Origin of the sequence: Thioclava sp. JE_KL1, from assembly GCF_009296265.1 — a bacterium.
GTDB lineage: Bacteria > Pseudomonadota > Alphaproteobacteria > Rhodobacterales > Rhodobacteraceae > Thioclava.
This window is the reverse complement of sequence record NZ_WBJS01000001.1, coordinates 358,997-375,511: the sequence shown is the minus strand read 5'-3', so window position 1 is coordinate 375,511 and position 16,515 is coordinate 358,997. Positions and strand designations below refer to the sequence as shown.

General features: G+C 64.4%; 16 protein-coding genes. 7 read left to right on the top strand and 9 right to left on the bottom strand.

Annotated elements, in window-relative coordinates:
• Positions 1 to 907: 907 nt before the first annotated feature.
• The 4 genes from F8R15_RS01605 to F8R15_RS01590 all read right to left on the bottom strand — a co-directional run bounded on the left by F8R15_RS01605 (position 908) and on the right by F8R15_RS01590 (position 4,654).
• On the bottom strand, positions 908 to 1,369 hold the full coding sequence (locus tag F8R15_RS01605; protein ID WP_152843088.1) for a hypothetical protein: 462 nt from the start codon (positions 1,367 to 1,369) through the stop codon (positions 908 to 910).
• Positions 1,362 to 3,317: a DNA topoisomerase IV subunit B gene (gene parE, locus F8R15_RS01600; protein WP_152843086.1), complete on the bottom strand. Its 1,956-nt coding sequence runs from the start codon at positions 3,315 to 3,317 to the stop codon at positions 1,362 to 1,364. Before parE ends, F8R15_RS01605 begins: the two co-directional genes overlap by 8 nt.
• 122 nt (positions 3,318 to 3,439) lie before the next feature.
• Complete coding sequence (locus F8R15_RS01595) at positions 3,440 to 3,775, bottom strand: hypothetical protein (RefSeq protein WP_133051995.1); 336 nt, start codon at positions 3,773 to 3,775, stop codon at positions 3,440 to 3,442.
• A 219-nt stretch (positions 3,776 to 3,994) separates the two neighbouring features.
• Positions 3,995 to 4,654: a glutathione S-transferase family protein gene (locus F8R15_RS01590; RefSeq protein ID WP_078519782.1), complete on the bottom strand. Its 660-nt coding sequence runs from the start codon at positions 4,652 to 4,654 to the stop codon at positions 3,995 to 3,997.
• Between the two features lie 139 nt (positions 4,655 to 4,793).
• On the opposite strand from F8R15_RS01590, the gene ppk2 reads away from it, so the two are divergent.
• The 5 genes from ppk2 to F8R15_RS01565 all read left to right on the top strand — a co-directional run bounded on the left by ppk2 (position 4,794) and on the right by F8R15_RS01565 (position 9,271).
• On the top strand, positions 4,794 to 5,807 hold the full coding sequence (gene ppk2 / locus F8R15_RS01585; protein ID WP_078599545.1) for a polyphosphate kinase 2: 1,014 nt from the start codon (positions 4,794 to 4,796) through the stop codon (positions 5,805 to 5,807).
• A 92-nt stretch (positions 5,808 to 5,899) separates the two neighbouring features.
• Positions 5,900 to 6,502 carry a cyclopropane-fatty-acyl-phospholipid synthase family protein gene (locus F8R15_RS01580; RefSeq protein ID WP_078569549.1) on the top strand — a complete coding sequence of 201 codons (603 nt, stop codon included), beginning with the start codon at positions 5,900 to 5,902 and terminating at the stop codon, positions 6,500 to 6,502.
• 263 nt (positions 6,503 to 6,765) lie between these two features.
• Positions 6,766 to 7,209 (top strand): cytochrome c, encoded by a 444-nt coding sequence (locus F8R15_RS01575; RefSeq protein ID WP_078519779.1) that lies wholly within the window; start codon positions 6,766 to 6,768, stop codon positions 7,207 to 7,209.
• Positions 7,210 to 7,215: 6 nt separating this feature from the next.
• On the top strand, positions 7,216 to 7,812 hold the full coding sequence (locus tag F8R15_RS01570; RefSeq protein ID WP_152843084.1) for a cytochrome b/b6 domain-containing protein: 597 nt from the start codon (positions 7,216 to 7,218) through the stop codon (positions 7,810 to 7,812).
• Between the two features lie 100 nt (positions 7,813 to 7,912).
• A complete protein-coding gene (locus F8R15_RS01565) occupies positions 7,913 to 9,271 on the top strand; it encodes an MATE family efflux transporter (RefSeq protein ID WP_152843082.1) in 1,359 nt (452 codons plus the stop codon).
• On the opposite strand, the gene F8R15_RS01560 is transcribed toward F8R15_RS01565, so the two are convergent.
• The 3 genes from F8R15_RS01560 to F8R15_RS01550 form a co-directional block, all read right to left on the bottom strand.
• The gene (locus F8R15_RS01560) at positions 9,268 to 10,479 is read right to left on the bottom strand and encodes a UbiH/UbiF family hydroxylase (RefSeq protein ID WP_152843080.1); all 1,212 of its coding nucleotides are present in this window, start codon (positions 10,477 to 10,479) and stop codon (positions 9,268 to 9,270) included. The genes F8R15_RS01565 and F8R15_RS01560 overlap by 4 nt on opposite strands.
• 204 nt (positions 10,480 to 10,683) lie before the next feature.
• Positions 10,684 to 10,911: a hypothetical protein gene (locus F8R15_RS01555; protein ID WP_078604013.1), complete on the bottom strand. Its 228-nt coding sequence runs from the start codon at positions 10,909 to 10,911 to the stop codon at positions 10,684 to 10,686.
• A gap of 114 nt (positions 10,912 to 11,025) precedes the next feature.
• The gene (locus tag F8R15_RS01550; protein WP_152843078.1) at positions 11,026 to 11,727 is read right to left on the bottom strand and encodes a pyrimidine 5'-nucleotidase; all 702 of its coding nucleotides are present in this window, start codon (positions 11,725 to 11,727) and stop codon (positions 11,026 to 11,028) included.
• A 96-nt stretch (positions 11,728 to 11,823) separates the two neighbouring features.
• Here F8R15_RS01550 and F8R15_RS01545 point away from each other — a divergent pair, with 96 nt between their 5' ends.
• Positions 11,824 to 12,477, top strand: coding sequence for a GntR family transcriptional regulator (locus F8R15_RS01545; RefSeq protein ID WP_078519773.1), 654 nt, complete (start codon positions 11,824 to 11,826; stop codon positions 12,475 to 12,477).
• On the opposite strand, the gene F8R15_RS01540 is transcribed toward F8R15_RS01545, so the two are convergent.
• Both F8R15_RS01540 and carA read right to left on the bottom strand, forming a co-directional pair.
• Complete coding sequence (locus tag F8R15_RS01540; protein ID WP_368730989.1) at positions 12,422 to 14,455, bottom strand: glycosyltransferase family 2 protein; 2,034 nt, start codon at positions 14,453 to 14,455, stop codon at positions 12,422 to 12,424. The genes F8R15_RS01545 and F8R15_RS01540 overlap by 56 nt on opposite strands.
• A gap of 214 nt (positions 14,456 to 14,669) precedes the next feature.
• Positions 14,670 to 15,833 (bottom strand): glutamine-hydrolyzing carbamoyl-phosphate synthase small subunit, encoded by a 1,164-nt coding sequence (gene carA / locus F8R15_RS01535; RefSeq protein WP_078519771.1) that lies wholly within the window; start codon positions 15,831 to 15,833, stop codon positions 14,670 to 14,672.
• A gap of 170 nt (positions 15,834 to 16,003) precedes the next feature.
• On the opposite strand from carA, the gene F8R15_RS01530 reads away from it, so the two are divergent.
• Complete coding sequence (locus tag F8R15_RS01530) at positions 16,004 to 16,468, top strand: GatB/YqeY domain-containing protein (RefSeq protein ID WP_152843076.1); 465 nt, start codon at positions 16,004 to 16,006, stop codon at positions 16,466 to 16,468.
• Positions 16,469 to 16,515: the final 47 nt, after the last annotated feature.

The following is a 16,515-nucleotide window of genomic DNA, read 5'->3' as shown; positions in this document are numbered from 1 at the left end:
GACGTGTCGCGCCTTGGTATCGCGCCGCCGGGGATGATCCAAGCCCACGTCCGTTTCGTGCCGAGCGAGGGGGGAGTGAGCCGGGAAGAGCGGCCTTCCAGTGGAAGGACGCCCCCGGCGAACGCCCGGAGCGCAAGCGAAGGGCCGGACGGGCGCGTGTGGCGAGAGACGAGGGCAGCGCCCGACTCTTGGGGTGAGCCGCGTCTCGGAAGGCTTCCAGTGGAAGCCTTCAGTGGCGAACGCGCCGCGCGTCGCGGCGCAGGGGGCGCTTTGCCGTCGTCTGGTTTGGGCGCTTTATCTCGCAAGGCCGAAGGGCGGGGAGCTGTGAGCTGCATCGCTAATGCGCCCTCCTGGGGGGAGGGGTGAGCCGGGACTGGCGGCTTTCCAGTGGGAGGACGCCCCGGCGAACGCCCGGAGCGCGAGCGAAGGGCCGGACGGGCGCGTGTGGTGAGAGATCAGGGCAGCGCCCGAGCCTTGGGGTGAGCCGCGTCTCGGAAGGCTTCCAGTGGAAGCCTTCAGCGGCGAACGCGCCGCGCGTCGCGGCGCAGGGCGGGCTTTGCTGTCGTTTGGTTTGGGCGGTTTATCTTGCAAGCCCGTAGGACGGGGAGGGTGTGGGCCGCATCGCCAATGTGCTCTCTTGGGGGGAGGGGTGAGCCGGGAAAAGCGGCCTTCCAGTGGAAGGACGCCCCGGCGAACGCCCGGAGCGCAAGCGAAGGGCCGGACGGGCGCGTGTACTGAGAAATGAGGGCAGCGCCCGAGCCTTGGGTGGGCGCTTCGCTGTCGTCTGGTTTGGGCGGTTTATCTCGCAAGCCCGGAGGGCGGTGAGGCTGCGGGCTGCGTCGCCAATGCGCCCTCCCGGGGGGAGGGTCGGGCGCTGCCCGGGCTGGTCGCCCGGGCCGGATGTTCATTATTCAATGTCACTGAAGGACAGGTATGGCATGAACTTCTTGAAAGTCGCACCAAGCTGATCTGTAAGCCACCGAAGTTCATCGTATTCACCGTGGATATGTTTTGAGCGTTCTTCCCCGGGTTCTAAGCCTTCGATTTTCATTCGGTGCATTCGCATCGTAATTGCATGCGTTCGGATTTTCTCGAGGTAATCGCTCAGATCTTTCCCGAGCAGAAATCGTGCGCGTTGGCAGGTGTCGGAGTATCGTGCCAGATCATCATCGTGCACTTTGCCGCCGCTCAGGGTAGTAGAAAGGAATGCCTGTGTTTCGTTGAAGATATCCCATCGGCGATCAAAGAGCTTCTCGCGCAGTGCTGCGCGGTTCACCCGCCACTGTTGCCAAGCCACATAGGCAACGATCCCCGCGATCAAGGTTGGACCGAGCGCCTTGAGGTACTCGGTCCAATGCAGGTCAAACATCCAGCTCCTCCACGAACTGCGCGTTCTCCTGAATATACTGGAACCGCAGTTCGGGCTTTTTGCCCATCAGACGCTCGACCAGATCGCCGGTCTCGTTCGGCTCGTCGTCGTGGATCGTCACCCGGATCAGCTTGCGCGTGTCGGGGTGCATCGTGGTTTCTTTCAGGTCCTTCGCGTCCATCTCGCCCAGACCCTTGAAGCGCTGCACGTCGATCTTGCCTTTGCCGCCCAGACCTTTCTCCAGCATCGCGTCCTTCTCGGCGTCATCGGCCACATAGACGCGCTTGGCCCCTTGGGTCAGGCGGTAGAGCGGCGGGCAGGCCAGATAGAGGTGCCCCTGATCGATCATCGGGCGCATCTGGGTGAAGAAGAAGGTCATCAGAAGCGAGGCGATGTGGGCTCCGTCCACGTCCGCGTCGGTCATGATGATGATCTTGTCGTAGCGCAGATCGTCGACGTTGAACTTGGTGCCGAGCCCCACGCCGAGCGCCTGCGTCAGATCGTTGATCTCCTGGTTCGAGCCGAGCTTGGAGCTTGCCGCGCCGAGCACGTTGAGGATCTTGCCGCGCAGGGGCAGCAGCGCCTGGTTCTTGCGGTCGCGCGCCATCTTGGCCGAGCCACCCGCCGAGTCGCCCTCGACGATGAACAGCTCCGTGCCCGAACGGTTCGTGGCCGAACAATCGACGAGCTTGCCGGGCAGGCGCAGGCGCTTGGTGGCCGATTTGCGCTGGGTCTCTTTCTCCTGCCGGCGCTTGAGGCGTTCTTCGGCGCGCAGCACGAGGAAATCGAGGATCGCGCCTGCGGATTTCGTGTCCGAGGCCAGCCAGTTGTCGAAGTGGTCGCGCACCGCGCCTTCGACCAGACGCTGCGCCTCGACGGTGGCCAGACGGTCCTTGGTCTGGCCCACGAATTCCGGCTCGCGGATGAAGCACGAGACCAGCGCGCAGCCGCCGGTGATCAGGTCGTCGCGGGTGATCTGCGCGGCCTTCTTGTTGTTCACCAACTCGCCATAGGCGCGGATGCCCTTGAGGATCGCCGACCAGAAGCCCGCCTCGTGGGTGCCGCCCTCGGGCGTCGGGACGGTGTTACAGTAGGACTGGATGAAACCGTCGCGCGAGGGCGTCCAGTTGATCGCCCATTCGACCGAGCCCGGCACGTTGAACTTCTCGCGGAACTCGACCTTGCCCGAGAAGGGGCGGTCGGCATAGGTGCTGGCGCCGCTCAGCGTCTCGGTCAGGTAATCGGCGAGGCCGCCGGGGAAGTGGAAGGTCGCTTCGGTCGGGGTCTCGCCATCGTCGACCTCGGACTTCCAGCGAATCTCCACGCCCGAGAAGAGATACGCTTTCGAGCGCACCATCTTTAGCAGACGTGCAGGCTTGAACCGGTGATGGCCGAAGATCTGCTCGTCGGCATGGAAGGTGACGGTGGTGCCGCGACGGTTCGGCGCCGCGCCGATCTTCTGCACCGGACCTTCGGGGATGCCGCGCGAGAAGCGCTGTTCATACAGCTCCTTGTTCTTGGCGACCTGAACGACCATCAGGTCCGACAGCGCGTTGACCACCGAGGCGCCCACCCCGTGCAGACCGCCCGAGGTCTCGTAGGCGTCGCCCGAGAACTTGCCGCCCGCGTGCAGCGTGCAAAGGATGACTTCCAGCGCGGATTTGCCGGGGAATTTCGGGTGCGGGTCGATCGGGATGCCGCGCCCGTTGTCGCGGATGACGACGGAATGATCGGCGAGCAGCTCGACCTCGATGCGGTTGGCGTGACCGGCCACCGCTTCGTCCATCGAGTTGTCGAGGACCTCGGCCACCATGTGATGAAGCGCGCGCTCGTCCGTGCCGCCGATATACATGCCGGGGCGTTTTCGCACGGGTTCGAGACCTTCGAGCACCTCGATCGAGGAGGCGTCATAGGAATCGGTCTGGGGCGTCAGAAGATCGTCGGCCATGCTGCTCGCTTTCTCTTGTAGTTTTCTAAACAAGAGATACCGCAGGTTGGGGCGGAGGAGCAAGAAGACCCCACCGCCCCGATCCGCTTCGAAAGCCCCACACCCCCGAAAACGTCCGGCCCTTACGCGACGCGCGCCATGAGCAGCATCGACCCCACCGCCATCGCGATACCGAAGACTTCCCGCAAGGCGAGTTTTTCACCGAACAGGACGACTCCCATCGTCACCAGAGCCATCAATGTGAAAAGCGCTGAGGCCACGCCCGTTTGTGCCAGCGACACATGCCGCATAGCCAGAAACCAACCTGCTGCCGAAGCGGCGTAAAGCACGCAACCTAGGAAGACAGACGGCGAATGCAGCGCGTGACCTTTATCAACGGCGGATTTCAGAACGAAATCTCCCGCGATCACGATCAGCGTCGCACCCAAACACAGGCTGTATCCAAGCAAAGCAGACATGGTTACCTCGAACCCTCTTCACTCCGACAAAATGACGTAAGGGAAGCTGCATTGCTAAGAGGAATTCACCCCGCTGCGGAAAACCCGACCACTTGGTCAGGGAGACCTGACTGAAAGGCGAAGTTGGGTTGAGCGCCTGCCCATCGCTTGAGCAGAGCGCGTATCCGCGCCGTCTTCGCATACACCTTTCGAATTAGGCGCGACGCGAGGTTCGCCGAATCAAACCGCCTCGGCTTCGCGCTTCTCCCACATCGCGCGGAAGGCTTTGCGGCTCTGGCACAGTTTGATCCAGCTTTGCAGGCGCGGGTAGGGGGCGAGGAACTCCGGGTGGTCCTGCCCGTAGCGCAGAACCTCGGCCAGATTGAGATCGGTCACGGTGAACCGGCCGCCCACGATATGGCTATGCGTCTCGAGATGGGTCTCGAGCGTGGTCAGCGGCCGGGCGAGCTTCGAGCAGAGAGACGCGATCTCGGCCTTGCCTTCGGGCGTGTCCTGCTCCTTGCGGCGATAGACGAAGCTGAGCGCCAGCGCGTCGGTCTCGATCCAGGTCGCGGCGAAGAGCGCCCATTGCTCCATTTGCGACAGTTCGCGCTCGTGCGCAGGGGCGAGCGGCCCTCCCGCCTTGCGTGCGAGATGCAGGTTGATCGCGAGCGACTCCGTCAAGATAAGCCCGTCTTCCTCCAGCACCGGGATCGCGCCCATCGGCGAGAGCTTGCGAAATTCGGGCGAGCGGGTGTTGAGCGGAACCTCCGGCGCGAGCGGATCCTTGAAACGGTTCGCCTGCACGACTCGGCGCAGACGGAACGGCAGGCCCAACTCCTCGAGCAACCACAGCGCCCGGCTCGCCCGCGAATGATAGTTGCCGTAGATCGTGATCATGTCCGTTCCTTCGTTTCGCTCGATTTTGTGGCGTTTTTGCCGCCGGAGGCCCAGCAGACACGGGTTTTTGATGCGTATCAAGGCACATCACGCGGGATTGCGCGATGCTCCGCAAGGTTCAGCCAACGGAGGGATACGCATGAAAGATCAGCTCATGAGCGACGCGACGAAACCGGCCAAGGCCGCAGCCGGGAAGGCAGAGGCTGTCGTCAAGCCGATCGATCCCGCCGAGGCGCATCCCGCGATCACCCCGCCAGAGCCGAAGGCGACCGGCCCGAAGAGCTTCCCGCGCGTCGATCCCAGTGCGGTGCGGCTGGCTTTCGAGACCGGGAAATACCCCTACAAGCGCAAGATGGCGCGCGCCGCCTATGAGAAAGAAAAGGCGGAGCTTCAGGCGGAGCTGCTGAAGGTCCAGAAATGGGCGCAGGAGAGCGGCGAGAAATTCGTGATCCTTTTCGAGGGCCGCGATGCGGCGGGCAAGGGCGGTACGATCAAGCGCTTCACCGAACATCTCAACCCGCGCTTTGCCCGGGTCGTCGCACTCAACAAGCCCTCGGAAGAGGAACTCGGTCAGTGGTATTTCCAACGCTATGTCGAGCATCTGCCGACCGCGGGCGAGATGACCTTCTATGATCGCAGCTGGTATAACCGCGCGGGTGTGGAGCGCGTGATGGGCTTCTGCAAACCCAACGATTACCTCGAATTCATGCGCCAGACCCCGGAGTTGGAGCGGATGTTCGTGCGCTCGGGGGTTCGGCTTTACAAGTACTGGTTCTCGGTCACCCGCGAGGAGCAGCGCCGCCGCTTCCAATCGCGCGAAACCGATCCGCTCAAGCGCTGGAAGCTGTCGCCGATCGATCTGGCGAGCCTCGATCGCTGGGACGATTACACCGAGGCGAAAGAGGCGATGTTCTTCTACACCGACACCGCCGATGCGCCATGGACCATCGTGAAGTCGAACGACAAGAAGCGCGCACGGCTGAACTGCATGAAGCATTTCCTGTCGACGCTGGACTATCCCGACAAGGATCCCACGATCGCAACGCCGCCCGATCCGCTGATCGTGGGCCATGCGAGCCATGTCGTGCATTCGTCCGAGCACATTCTTGGCGCATCTCTTCATCCCGATCAGCGCCGCGTGACCAAATCCTGAGCATGTGATCGCCGATGGCGATTTCGGTGACCGGTGGGGCTTGTCCCTCCGCCGGTTGCATTCCATGTGAAAGGTAACAACCGGAGGAGAGCATGGGCTGGAACGAAAGATTCGCCGGAGAAGAGTATCTCTATGGCACGACCCCGGCGGATTTCGTGGCGCGCCAGGCGTGGCGTCTCGCTCCGGGGGCGCGGCTTCTGAGCATCGCTGACGGCGAAGGGCGCAACGGCACCTATCTCGCCAGCCTCGGAGTGCAGGTCACAGCCCTCGAACCGTCGGAAAACGCGCGCCGCAAGGCCGCTGAACTGGCGCAGGAGCGGGGCGTGTCGATGCAGACTATCGACGCCGATCTGCGCGGCTATGACTGGCCGCGCGGCGAATATGACGCCGTTCTCGCCTGTTTTATCCAATTCGCCGATACTGCCTTTCGGGCGGAGATTTTCGACGGCATCGCGACCGCGCTCAAACCGGGCGGGCTCGCATTGATCCACGGCTTCGCGCGCCGCCAGCCGCGCTATGGGACCGGCGGGCCGGGGGTGGTGGAGCAGCTCTACGATCTCGATCTCCTGCGCGACGCGTTCCCGCGCTGGGAAGTGCTGCATCAGGCCGATTACGATGCCGATCTCGACGAGGGCGCGGGCCATTCCGGTCGCGCCGCCCTGATCGATTTCGTCGCCCGCAAACCCGAGCGGTGATTCCGCGGGTTTCAGCAATAAAGTCAGGGTTTCGCGCGGCTTATACGCGGGGCGCCTGACGTTCCGTCGCGATTTAAGTGCGATTTCTAGGCAAATTGCGCGTTCGAACGGCAATAGGCCGGAACCTGCCTAAGACCCGGTGCCTCCCTATCGTCCCGGTAGGGGAAATGTGTGCCTGCGCACATAGGAGTGTCTTCGGATTGACACGAATGCGTGTAACCTCAAGCCTGTACGTTTCTTGCCATCGCAGATTGGAGTTCCACATGCGTAAGCCTCTCCTCGCCCTGACCTTCACCCTCGCCGCCAGTGCCGCTTTCGCGCAGTCGCCCAAAGACGCTGTCGAAGCGCGCCAAGGTTTCTTCGATTTGCTCGGCGCCCAGATGGCCGTGCTCGCGCCGATGGCGCAGGGCAAGATGGACTTCGATGCCGCCAAGGCACAGACCGCCGCCAACAACATCGCGGCGCTCGCGAAGGTCGACATCTCGCCGCTCTTCGTCGAAGGCACTTCGGTCGACGACATGATGGAGACCCACGCGAAGTCGGAAATCTGGTCGAACATGGACCTGTTCATGGAAAAGGCGGATGCCCTCCATCAAGCCGCGGCTGAGATGCCCGATGCGGCGGGCAGCCTCGAGACGCTGCAGCCGGCGGTTGGCAAGCTCGGCGGCACCTGCAAGAGCTGCCATGACGAGTTCCGTTCGAAGTAACGCAGAATGAAAGACACCGCCGCCTCCCCCGCGAAGAAAACCGTCACGGTCTGGGACCCTGTCGTGCGTCTGTTCCACTGGCTTCTGGTGGCGGCTTTTGCCGCCGCCTGGGGCCTCGGGGAATGGGGGCCGAACCAGATGACGTGGCATTTCTATGCCGGCTACGCGATCGCGGGGCTGCTGGCGGTGCGTCTGATCTGGGGGTTCGTGGGGTCGCGCACGGCGCGGTTCTCGCATTTCCTCTATGGACCCAAGGCGGTGGCGGATTATCTTCGCCACCTGCCGTCGAAGGAAAGCTCCGGCCATGTCGGGCATAATCCGCTGGGCGGTTGGTCGGTTCTCGTGATGCTCGGGCTGCTGATCGTGCAGGTCGTAACCGGGCTGACCTCCGATCCGCAGGACTATATCAACGTCGGTCCCCTTGCGGGATCCGTGCCGGAAAGCATCAGCACGAGCTGGGCGCCGAAAATCCATGAATTCGTGGCGACCCTGCTGCTGATCGTCGTGGGTATCCATATCGCGGCCATCGTCTATTACCGGACGTGGAAGGGTGTGAACCTCGTGAAGCCGATGATCACGGGTAAGAAAGAAGTGGGCGAGTAACCGCTCTCTTGACCGCCGCGTCGGGCGGGGCTAGCGCTCGCCCATGACGAGCACCGACCCCCATCAGAGCGCGCCACCGCCTCAGCCGCAAAACCAAGCGATGCCTCTCGCCCGCCATGTGCGGGCGATCTTCACTTTGGGTCTGCCGCTGATCGGCTCCAACCTCGCGCAGATGCTGCTCAACGTGACCGATACGGTGATGGTGGGCTGGTATGGCGTCGAGGCGCTGGCGGCGCTGGTGCTGGGTACCTCCTATTTCTTCTCAATCTTCATGCTGGGCAACGGGATCGCGCTCGCGGTGATGGGGCGCGTCTCGGCGAGTCTGGGCGCGGATGACGAGGTACAGGCGCGGCGCGACACACGAATGGGGATCTGGCTGTCGATCCTGTTCGGGCTCGCGATGCTACCGGTCTTCTGGAATTCCGGCGCGGTGCTGGAGATGCTGGGTCAGAAGCCTGAGATCGCGGCGCTCGCACAGGATTACCTGCGCATCCTCGGCTTCGCCCTCGCGCCCGGTCTCGCGATGATGGTGATCCGCTCCTACCTGTCCGCGCAGGAACGCACGGCGGTGCTGCTCTGGATCACGCTGGGGGCTGTCCTGTTGAACGCGGGCGTCAACTGGATCCTGATCTTCGGCAATTGGGGCGCGCCGGAACTGGGCGTGCGGGGGGCTGCCATCGCCTCGCTGAGCGCGATGGTGCTGAACCTCGTGGCGCAGGCGATCTATGCCGCGCGCGCGCCGGGCCTCACCCATATCCGGCTGTTCCAGCGGTTCTGGCGGCCCGATTGGGAAGCCTTCTGGATCGTCGCGAAAATGGGCCTGCCGGTGGGGCTGACCTCGGTGGCGGAAGGCTCGATGTTTCAGGCCTCGGCGCTGATGATGGGCTGGATCGGCACGATTGAACTCGCCGCGCACGGGATCGCGCTGCAGGTCTCCTCGATCACCTTCATGGTGCATGTCGGCCTGTCGAACGCCGCCACCGTGCGGGCGGGCCGGGCACATGGGAAGCGTGACCCGCGCCTGTTGCGTGACGGGGCGCGGGTGGTGACAGGGCTCTCCGTGGGGTTCGGTCTGCTGACGGTGGCGGTTTTCGTCTTCGCCGGTCCTTGGCTCACGCGGCTCTTTCTCGATGCCGACAATCCGGCCACCCCGGAGATCGTACTTTACGGTGTGCGCTTCCTGATGGTCGCGGCGATTTTCCAGCTGTTCGACCTGATGCAGGTGATGGCGCTGGGCCTGTTGCGCGGCGTGCAGGATACGCGCGTGCCGATGTGGATGGCGGTGGCGAGCTATTGGCTGATCGGTATCCCGGCCAGTTACTTTCTCGCCTTCACGCTGGATTTCGGCGGCGTCGGGCTTTGGCTCGGCCTCGTGCTCGGCCTTGCCTCGGCGGGGGCGATGATGATGCGGCGGTTCTGGCGCGGGCCGTGGCTGCAGCCGCGCAAGTCAGTCGCTTAACGCACGCCAAGCCCCGCCTTCATCAGCGTCTTGCGCACCGGCCCGAGCGAATAGAGCGCGCCCAGAACGCCTGCGCGCAGGTCGCGCAGCGGCTGGGCCTCGACCATCGAGGCGCGGTTGAGCAGGTCGATGCCGACTTCGCGCGCCTTCACCTCCGGCCAGCGGCGGCGGTGATAGGCTTCGAGCATCTTCGCCTCGCCCAGATGCACCGGGTCTTCCTCGGCCAGCTTCAGAAGGCAGGCGAGATCGGCGAGGCTCATGTTCAGCCCCTGCGCGCCGATCGGCGGAATGACATGCGCAGCCTCGGCGATCAGGGCCACGCGCTGGCCCGAGAACCGATACGCGATCTGCGTCATCATCGGCCAGACCGCGCGGCGGGTCTCCAGCTTCAGCGGCCCGAGAAGCCCGGTCGAGCGTTCCATGATCGCCGCTTCGAACTCTTCCGGGGGCAGCGTGGCGAGGCGTTCGGCCTCGGCGGCGCGCTCCATCCAGACGATCGCGGAAGAGGGTTTGCCGTCACGATCAGGAAGCGGCACCAGCGTGAACGGACCGCCCGAGCGGTGGATCTCGGTCGAGACATTGTCATGCGGGATCGGGTGGGTGACCGCGAAGGCCAGCGCCTTCTGGCCATAGCGGATCGTCTTGACGCCAAGCCCCGCCGCTTCGCGCACGAAGGAATTGCGGCCATCGGCCCCGATCACGAGACGCGCGCGCACATGGGTGCCGTCGGACAGCGTCACCTCGGCACCGCTTTCGCGGGTCACGAGGCCGGTCGTTGCGACGCCGGGGCGGAAATCGACGAGCGGGTTATCGGCCAGCGCGGCCACCAGCTCGCGGCGCAGCAGCCAGTTCGGGAAGTTCCAGCCGAAGGGTTCGTCGGACAGATCCGCCGCGTCGAAATCACGGGTCAGGCGCGCGGTCGGGCTTTCGCCGCCCGCATCCACAATCCGCATGATCTGCAGCGGTGCGGCATAGGGCAGGAGCCGATCCCAGATCCCCGCAGCCTGCAGCACCTCGCGCGACGGGCGCAGGAACGCGGTCGAGCGCATATCCGCCCCCTCTGCCGCCTCTTCCGTGACCGGCGGCGTGGGGTCGACGCAGATCGTGGTGAAGCCCGCCTGCCCGAAGGCTGCGGCTGCCGTCAGACCGGCGACGCCGCCGCCGGAAATCAGGATATCGGTGTCGATGGGTGTGCGGGTCTCGGCCATGGGGCGCCTCCGTCAATGTCCGTGCCACTTTGCCCTCCGGCGCGGGCAGGTGCAATGATCCGCCGCCGGGATGCGACGCGGCGACACAGCGAAACGCAAGCCGGGGGTGTGCAGGTCCCGCAACGCGCGGCGCAAAAAGAAACAGCCCGGATCACGCGGATCCGGGCCGTGTTCGCCAAGGGCGAGAATTCTACTAGTGCGACGTCAGCCGCCTGCGGTCATCACAACGATGAGGCCGAGCATGATCCAGGTGGCGCCTACGGCCCAGAGGATCAGGCCGCCCAGGCCCATGATCGCGACCATGCCCGCGGCCAGAGCCACGACGACAAGCGCGAGGGTGAACATGAAAGCCGGCGAAATCTGCTTGTGCTCGGTTTCGGAATGATCGGCCACATAGGCCGAAACGCCGGAATCGGCGGTCGTCATGGTCATAATCGATTCTCCCGTTTGCTGTCTCCCTGACAGGCCACCGTGATTTAAAGATGCATCTCGTTTCGATAAAGATGCGAAGCCGTGCCATATTGTCGCAGCGCCGTCACATTCCCCTCATGCGCGCGTGATTTTGCGCAGGAACCCGGCGAGATCGGCTGTGTGATAGTGGATGTGATCCTCCGGCGCGGGAGCGGGGGCGACATGCACGGTCTTCATCCCGATCGCATGGGGATGGCGCAGGTTGCGGGCGTCGTCTTCGAACATCGCACCGCGGTCGGGCGCGATCCCGGCTTGCGCGAAAACCCGGTCGAAAGCTTCGGCGCGCGGCTTGGGATGGAACTCGGCATGCTCGACGCCATAGACCCCGTCGAACAGACCCGTCAGCCCGCGCGCCGCGATCACCCGCGTCGCATAGGGGGCTGAGCCGTTCGTATAGACGATCTTGCGTCCCGGCAGGGCTTCGATGCCTTCGCGCAGCGCCTTATCCACCACCAGATGGTCGAGTGAAATCTCGTGCACCTCGTGGAGATAGGGGGCCGGGTCGACGTCGTGCTCGTGCATCAGACCCGCCAGCGTGGTGCCGTAAAGCTGCCAGTAGTGGTTGCGCAGATGGTCGGCCCGCGCGCGATCGACGCCCAGCGAGCGCATCACGAAATCGGTCATCTTCACTTCGATCTGGTCGAAGAGACGCGCCTCTGGCGGGTAGAGCGTGTTGTCGAGATCGAACACCCAGGCGTCGACATGCGCGAACTCGGCGGCGAGATCGCGGTCGGCAGGGGTGGCGGAGGCGGGGGCAGGCGCGGAGCTGTCTGTCATGGGCTGCAAGCTAGGTCGCGGGGCGCGCAGGTGCAATCTGCTTGTCACCGGGGGCGGCCCGCGCCTAATCTCTGGCAGAACGCGAAAGCAGGTTGCATGCAAAAAGACGCCTACACTCTCATACTCGACGCCATCGACGAAGGCGTTTACCGCCCCGGGGACCGTTTGGTCGAATCCGAATTGGCGGAGCGGTTCGGAGTGTCACGCACCCCGGTGCGCGAGGCGCTGCAGCGGCTGGAAACCCAGCAAATGCTGGCCCGCGACGGGCGGTCGCTGATCGTGGCCTCGCTCGATCACAACCAGCTGGCGGAGCTCTATATCGTGCGCGCCGAACTGGAGGCGCTGGCCGCGCAGCTGGCGGCGAAACATGCGGCGCCCGAAGAGGTCCGCGTGCTGCAGAACATGATCGACGAGGATCGCGGGCAACTGGACGATCCCGAGGCGTTGAGCCGGGCCAATCGCCGGTTCCACCACCAAATTCACCTCGCCTCGCATAATCGTTACCTTGTCCAGCAGCTCGACCTCGTGCACCGCTCGATGGCGCTTCTCGCGACGACCTCGCTTGCGGTGAAGGGCCGGGGCGAGGCTGCGCTCGACGAGCATCAGGCGATTGTCGATGCGATCCGCGAGGGCAATGGCGATGCGGCAGCCTCGGCACTGCGCGCCCATATCTCGCGCGCCTTCGAGACGCGCCTCACGCTCGACGCTGCGCATCACGGCACGGCGGGCCACTGGGCCGAGGCGCTCTGATCAGCCGATAAGCGGCGCATGTGCCAGACGCTGCGCTCCGGGCTTTGCCCCGGCCTGTGCGGCTGCGATTTCCTCTAGAAGTCTGTGCTGCGCGCTGTCCGGCGCTGTGGCCCCATTGGCATCGAAAATGCCGTGGGCTGGTCTTGTCCCAGTAGAAGGGCCGCGCGACCAGCTCATACAGCGCCTTCCAGCCTGCTAGCGCCCCCAGCGGATAATAGAAATGCAGCGTCGGCACCCATTTGATCAGATGGCGATGCTCCGCGCTGCGGCAGGCCCAGGCCGAGGTCGTGATCGCGATCAGCTCCGACAGGAGGAAAGTGCCCATGACGAGCGCGAAGACCGGGCCGGGCAGGGCGCTCGCGATCGGATGCCAGACCCCGAACAGCGCGAGCCAGAAGCTCCACAACACCGGGGCCAGAACATATTGCGAGAGCGATCCGAGGATCAGGATTTGCACTCCGATGAAGCGTTTCGTGCCCAGTTGGCGCCAGAGCCGAACGGGATCGCGCATATGGACCGCCCAGGTCATCGCGTAGCCCTTCAGCCAGCGTGAGCGTTGTTTGACCCAAGGCACAGCACGGCAGTTGGCTTCCTCGTAGGTAACCGCCGGGATCAGCTCGGTCCGGTAGCCATGCCGCGCCAGACGCACGCCGAGATCGGCATCTTCGGTCACGTTATGCGCGTCCCAGCCGCCGAGCTTCTCCAGTGCGTCGCGGCGGAAGAACAGGGTCGTGCCGCCCAGAGGCACGACGAAACCGAGCCGCGCGAGCCCCGGCAGGAACATCCGGAACCATGTCGCATATTCCACGGTGAAACAGCGTGCGAGCCAGTTGGTGCGCGGATTGTAATAGTCGAGGATGCCTTGCAGACAGGCGGTCTCGGGCGGAGCCTCGAGAAAGCGTTGAGCGGCGATCTGCAGCTGATCGGGTTCGGGCGCGTCCTCGGCGTCCCAGATCCCGATCACCGATCCCCGGCAGAAGTTCAGCGCATAGTTCAACGCGCGCGGCTTGGTCTTGATCGGCCCGTCGGGCACCGTGACCACCCGCATCCAACGCGGCAGATCGGCGCCGGAAAGGGCTGCCAGAGTCATTGCGTCGGTCTGCTCGACGACGAGGATCACGTCGAGCAATTCGCGCGGATAGCGCAGCTTGCCGAGCCGTTCGACCAGTCGTGCGGCGATGTCCGTCTCGCGAAAGAGCGGTACCATCATCGAGATGATCGGGAGCCGTCCCCTAGGTGCGCCACGGTCGCACGGGTCAGGGGCGGGACGCCGATGGGCTGCGATCTCGCTCGCGAAAGCGGCGAGCTTGAGCGCCATGGAACCCACGAGTGTCAGCATCACCCACGCGAAGAGAATGCCGATCAGGAGAGACGGTGCGAGCCACAGGCCGAGACCCGTCACCACGACAAAGCCCGCCGCTATCCGGCTTGCACGCTGTTCGTTATGGTCGCGGCAGCTCTCGGCCGGGTCGACCTTGATCTCGGCGCGGCGGATCAGGGCGGTCTGGCGGCGGGCCAACAAGCTGTCATGGATGCAGCGTTCCGGGGCGAGCACCAACCGATAGGGCGCGTGGCGCGCGGGCAGGGCGTCGTGCAGCGCTTCGAAATCCTCGGGCCGTGCGGTCGCAATGAGGGTTACGCCGCCCACGCGCCGCCACGGCACCATCGCATGTCTCAGGCACAGTTCCGCCCCGACAGCGTCGATCAGACGTGGATCGGGCGGGCAGGCCTGCAGATCGACGACCGAGGCGTGCCATTGCTCGGCCAAGGCCGCTAGCAGATCGGCCTCGCGCACCCAGCCATTCGCAAGGAGGATGTCGCCCAGCCGCACATCCTCGCGTTGCCGCAATGCTGCGGCCTTGAGCAGATCGCCCGGGTCGATCGCACCTCGGTCCAGCAGGATTTGCCCCAAGGGCGGTCGGTCGGCACTGCTGGGTTTGCGGTCGGGCGTGCCCTGCGGATCACGCTCGGATCGCACCAGCGCGCCAGAAGAATTCGCCGGTGAAGCGCGCTGCGCGCGTTCCGCCGGTTCTGCTATCGCCGCCGGTATTTCGAGAAGCTGTCGCCGCGCGCCGCCCATGCCAATCCTCGCATCTGTCCCGCAGGGCAGAATGCGAACGCTTGGTTAACATGGTGTTAACGCCCGCCGGGGCCGGTTAGGCATCACGGCGAGCGATTGGTCGGAGTGCAGCTTAAGCCTTGCGCGCGCGCATCGCGGTCGCGAAGCGCTCGAACAGGTAATAGCTGTCCTGCGGGCCCGGGCTCGCCTCGGGGTGATATTGCACCGAGAAGACCGGGCGATCGGATATGGCGATCCCGCAATTCGAGCCGTCGAAGAGCGACACGTGGGTTTCCGACACGCCCTTGGGCAGGGTCTGGCTGTCGACCGCGAAGCCGTGGTTCATCGAGGTGATCTCGACCTTGCCGGTGGTCAGGTCCTTCACCGGGTGGTTCGCCCCGTGGTGGCCGTGGTTCATCTTGATCGTCTTCGCGCCAAGCGCGAGCGCCAGCATCTGGTGGCCGAGGCAGATGCCGAAGACCGGCAGCTCGGTTTCCAGAATGCCCTTGATCATCGGCACGGCATATTCCCCGGTGGCCGCCGGATCGCCCGGACCATTCGACAGGAAGACCCCATCGGGCTCGAGCGCGAGCACGTCTTCGGTGGTCGCGGTGGCGGGCAGGACGGTCACGTCGCAGCCAGCCGACGCAAGGCAGCGCAGGATGTTGCGCTTCGCGCCGTAGTCGATGGCGACCACTTTCAGATCGTTGCCCTCGGCTTTCTTGTAACCCTCGGGCCAGGCCCACCGCATCTCGTCCCAGCGGTAGCTTTGCGAGCAGGTCACGTCCTTCGCGAGGTCGAGACCTTCGAGCCCGGACCATTCACGCGCCTTGCGCACCAGCGCCTCGATGTCGAAGACGCCATCGGGGTTGTAGGCGAGCGCGACATGCGGCGCGCCTTGCTGGCGGATCGCGCGGGTCAGGCGGCGGGTGTCGATGCCGCCGATGCCGATCCGACCGCGCTTCTCGAGCCACTCGACCAGCGTCTCGGCCGCGCGCCAGTTCGACGGCTCGGTCGGGTCCCATTTCACCACCATGCCGGCGGCGACGGGGTCGTTGGTCTCGTCATCTTCCGGGTTCACGCCGGTGTTGCCGATATGGGGGAAGGTGAAGGTCACCACCTGACCCGCATAGGACGGGTCGGTCATGATTTCCTGATAGCCGGTCATCGAGGTGTTGAAGACCAGTTCGGCCACTGTCTCGCCCGGGCGGCCGAAACCCTTCCCGTAAAACAGCGATCCATCAGCGAGCGCGATCAACGCAGTGGGCTTTTCCGATGCGGACTGGCTTGCAGGCATGGCGCGACTCCCCGATGTCAAAATTCGCCGGAACCTAGACGCGCTGAACGCGGGGGTCAAGAGGCCATGAGATAATTGCGAATTGCTTATTTATCAATGACTTGCCGGTGTTGTGCGCGTTTCGCAATGCCGCTATTCTGACGCCTTCACTGAAGTAGGGACACGATGTGATGCAAATGCGCGATAAGATCGCCGCCGCGTTGAAAGCGGCGATGAAGGAAAAGGATCAGGAGCGGCTCTCGACGCTGCGACTGGTCAACGCTGCCATCAAGGACCGCGAGATCGCGATGCGCGCCGAAGGCGAGGGCGAGGGCACTGTCGGCGACGCCGAAGTGCTTGCGATCATGGGAAAGATGGTGAAGCAGCGTCAGGAAAGCGCACGCGCCTATGAAGAGGGCGGTCGGCTTGAATTGGCCGAGAAGGAACAGGCCGAGATCCGCGTGATCGAGGACTTCCTGCCGCGTCAGCTGAGCGAGAACGAGGTCAACGACGCCATCGAGGCTGCCATCGCGAAACTCGGCGCCGAGTCGATTCGCGACATGGGCCGCGTGATGGGCGAGCTGAAGGGCCAATATACCGGACAGATGGATTTCTCGAAGGCCGGCCCGATGGTGAAGGATCGCCTCGCCTCCTGATCTGAATTGGGTCTCTCGAGACTGGGAACAGCGCCCCCTTGCGGGGC

Coding starts and splice junctions, on each gene's coding strand:
- F8R15_RS01605 (WP_152843088.1), bottom strand. CDS start 1,369: ATGTTTGACCTGCATTGGACCGAGTACCTCAAGGCGCTCGGTCCAACC.
- parE (WP_152843086.1), bottom strand. CDS start 3,317: ATGGCCGACGATCTTCTGACGCCCCAGACCGATTCCTATGACGCCTCC.
- F8R15_RS01595 (WP_133051995.1), bottom strand. CDS start 3,775: ATGTCTGCTTTGCTTGGATACAGCCTGTGTTTGGGTGCGACGCTGATC.
- F8R15_RS01590 (WP_078519782.1), bottom strand. CDS start 4,654: ATGATCACGATCTACGGCAACTATCATTCGCGGGCGAGCCGGGCGCTG.
- ppk2 (WP_078599545.1), top strand. CDS start 4,794: ATGAAAGATCAGCTCATGAGCGACGCGACGAAACCGGCCAAGGCCGCA.
- F8R15_RS01580 (WP_078569549.1), top strand. CDS start 5,900: ATGGGCTGGAACGAAAGATTCGCCGGAGAAGAGTATCTCTATGGCACG.
- F8R15_RS01575 (WP_078519779.1), top strand. CDS start 6,766: ATGCGTAAGCCTCTCCTCGCCCTGACCTTCACCCTCGCCGCCAGTGCC.
- F8R15_RS01570 (WP_152843084.1), top strand. CDS start 7,216: ATGAAAGACACCGCCGCCTCCCCCGCGAAGAAAACCGTCACGGTCTGG.
- F8R15_RS01565 (WP_152843082.1), top strand. CDS start 7,913: ATGCCTCTCGCCCGCCATGTGCGGGCGATCTTCACTTTGGGTCTGCCG.
- F8R15_RS01560 (WP_152843080.1), bottom strand. CDS start 10,479: ATGGCCGAGACCCGCACACCCATCGACACCGATATCCTGATTTCCGGC.
- F8R15_RS01555 (WP_078604013.1), bottom strand. CDS start 10,911: ATGACCATGACGACCGCCGATTCCGGCGTTTCGGCCTATGTGGCCGAT.
- F8R15_RS01550 (WP_152843078.1), bottom strand. CDS start 11,727: ATGACAGACAGCTCCGCGCCTGCCCCCGCCTCCGCCACCCCTGCCGAC.
- F8R15_RS01545 (WP_078519773.1), top strand. CDS start 11,824: ATGCAAAAAGACGCCTACACTCTCATACTCGACGCCATCGACGAAGGC.
- carA (WP_078519771.1), bottom strand. CDS start 15,833: ATGCCTGCAAGCCAGTCCGCATCGGAAAAGCCCACTGCGTTGATCGCG.
- F8R15_RS01530 (WP_152843076.1), top strand. CDS start 16,004: ATGCAAATGCGCGATAAGATCGCCGCCGCGTTGAAAGCGGCGATGAAG.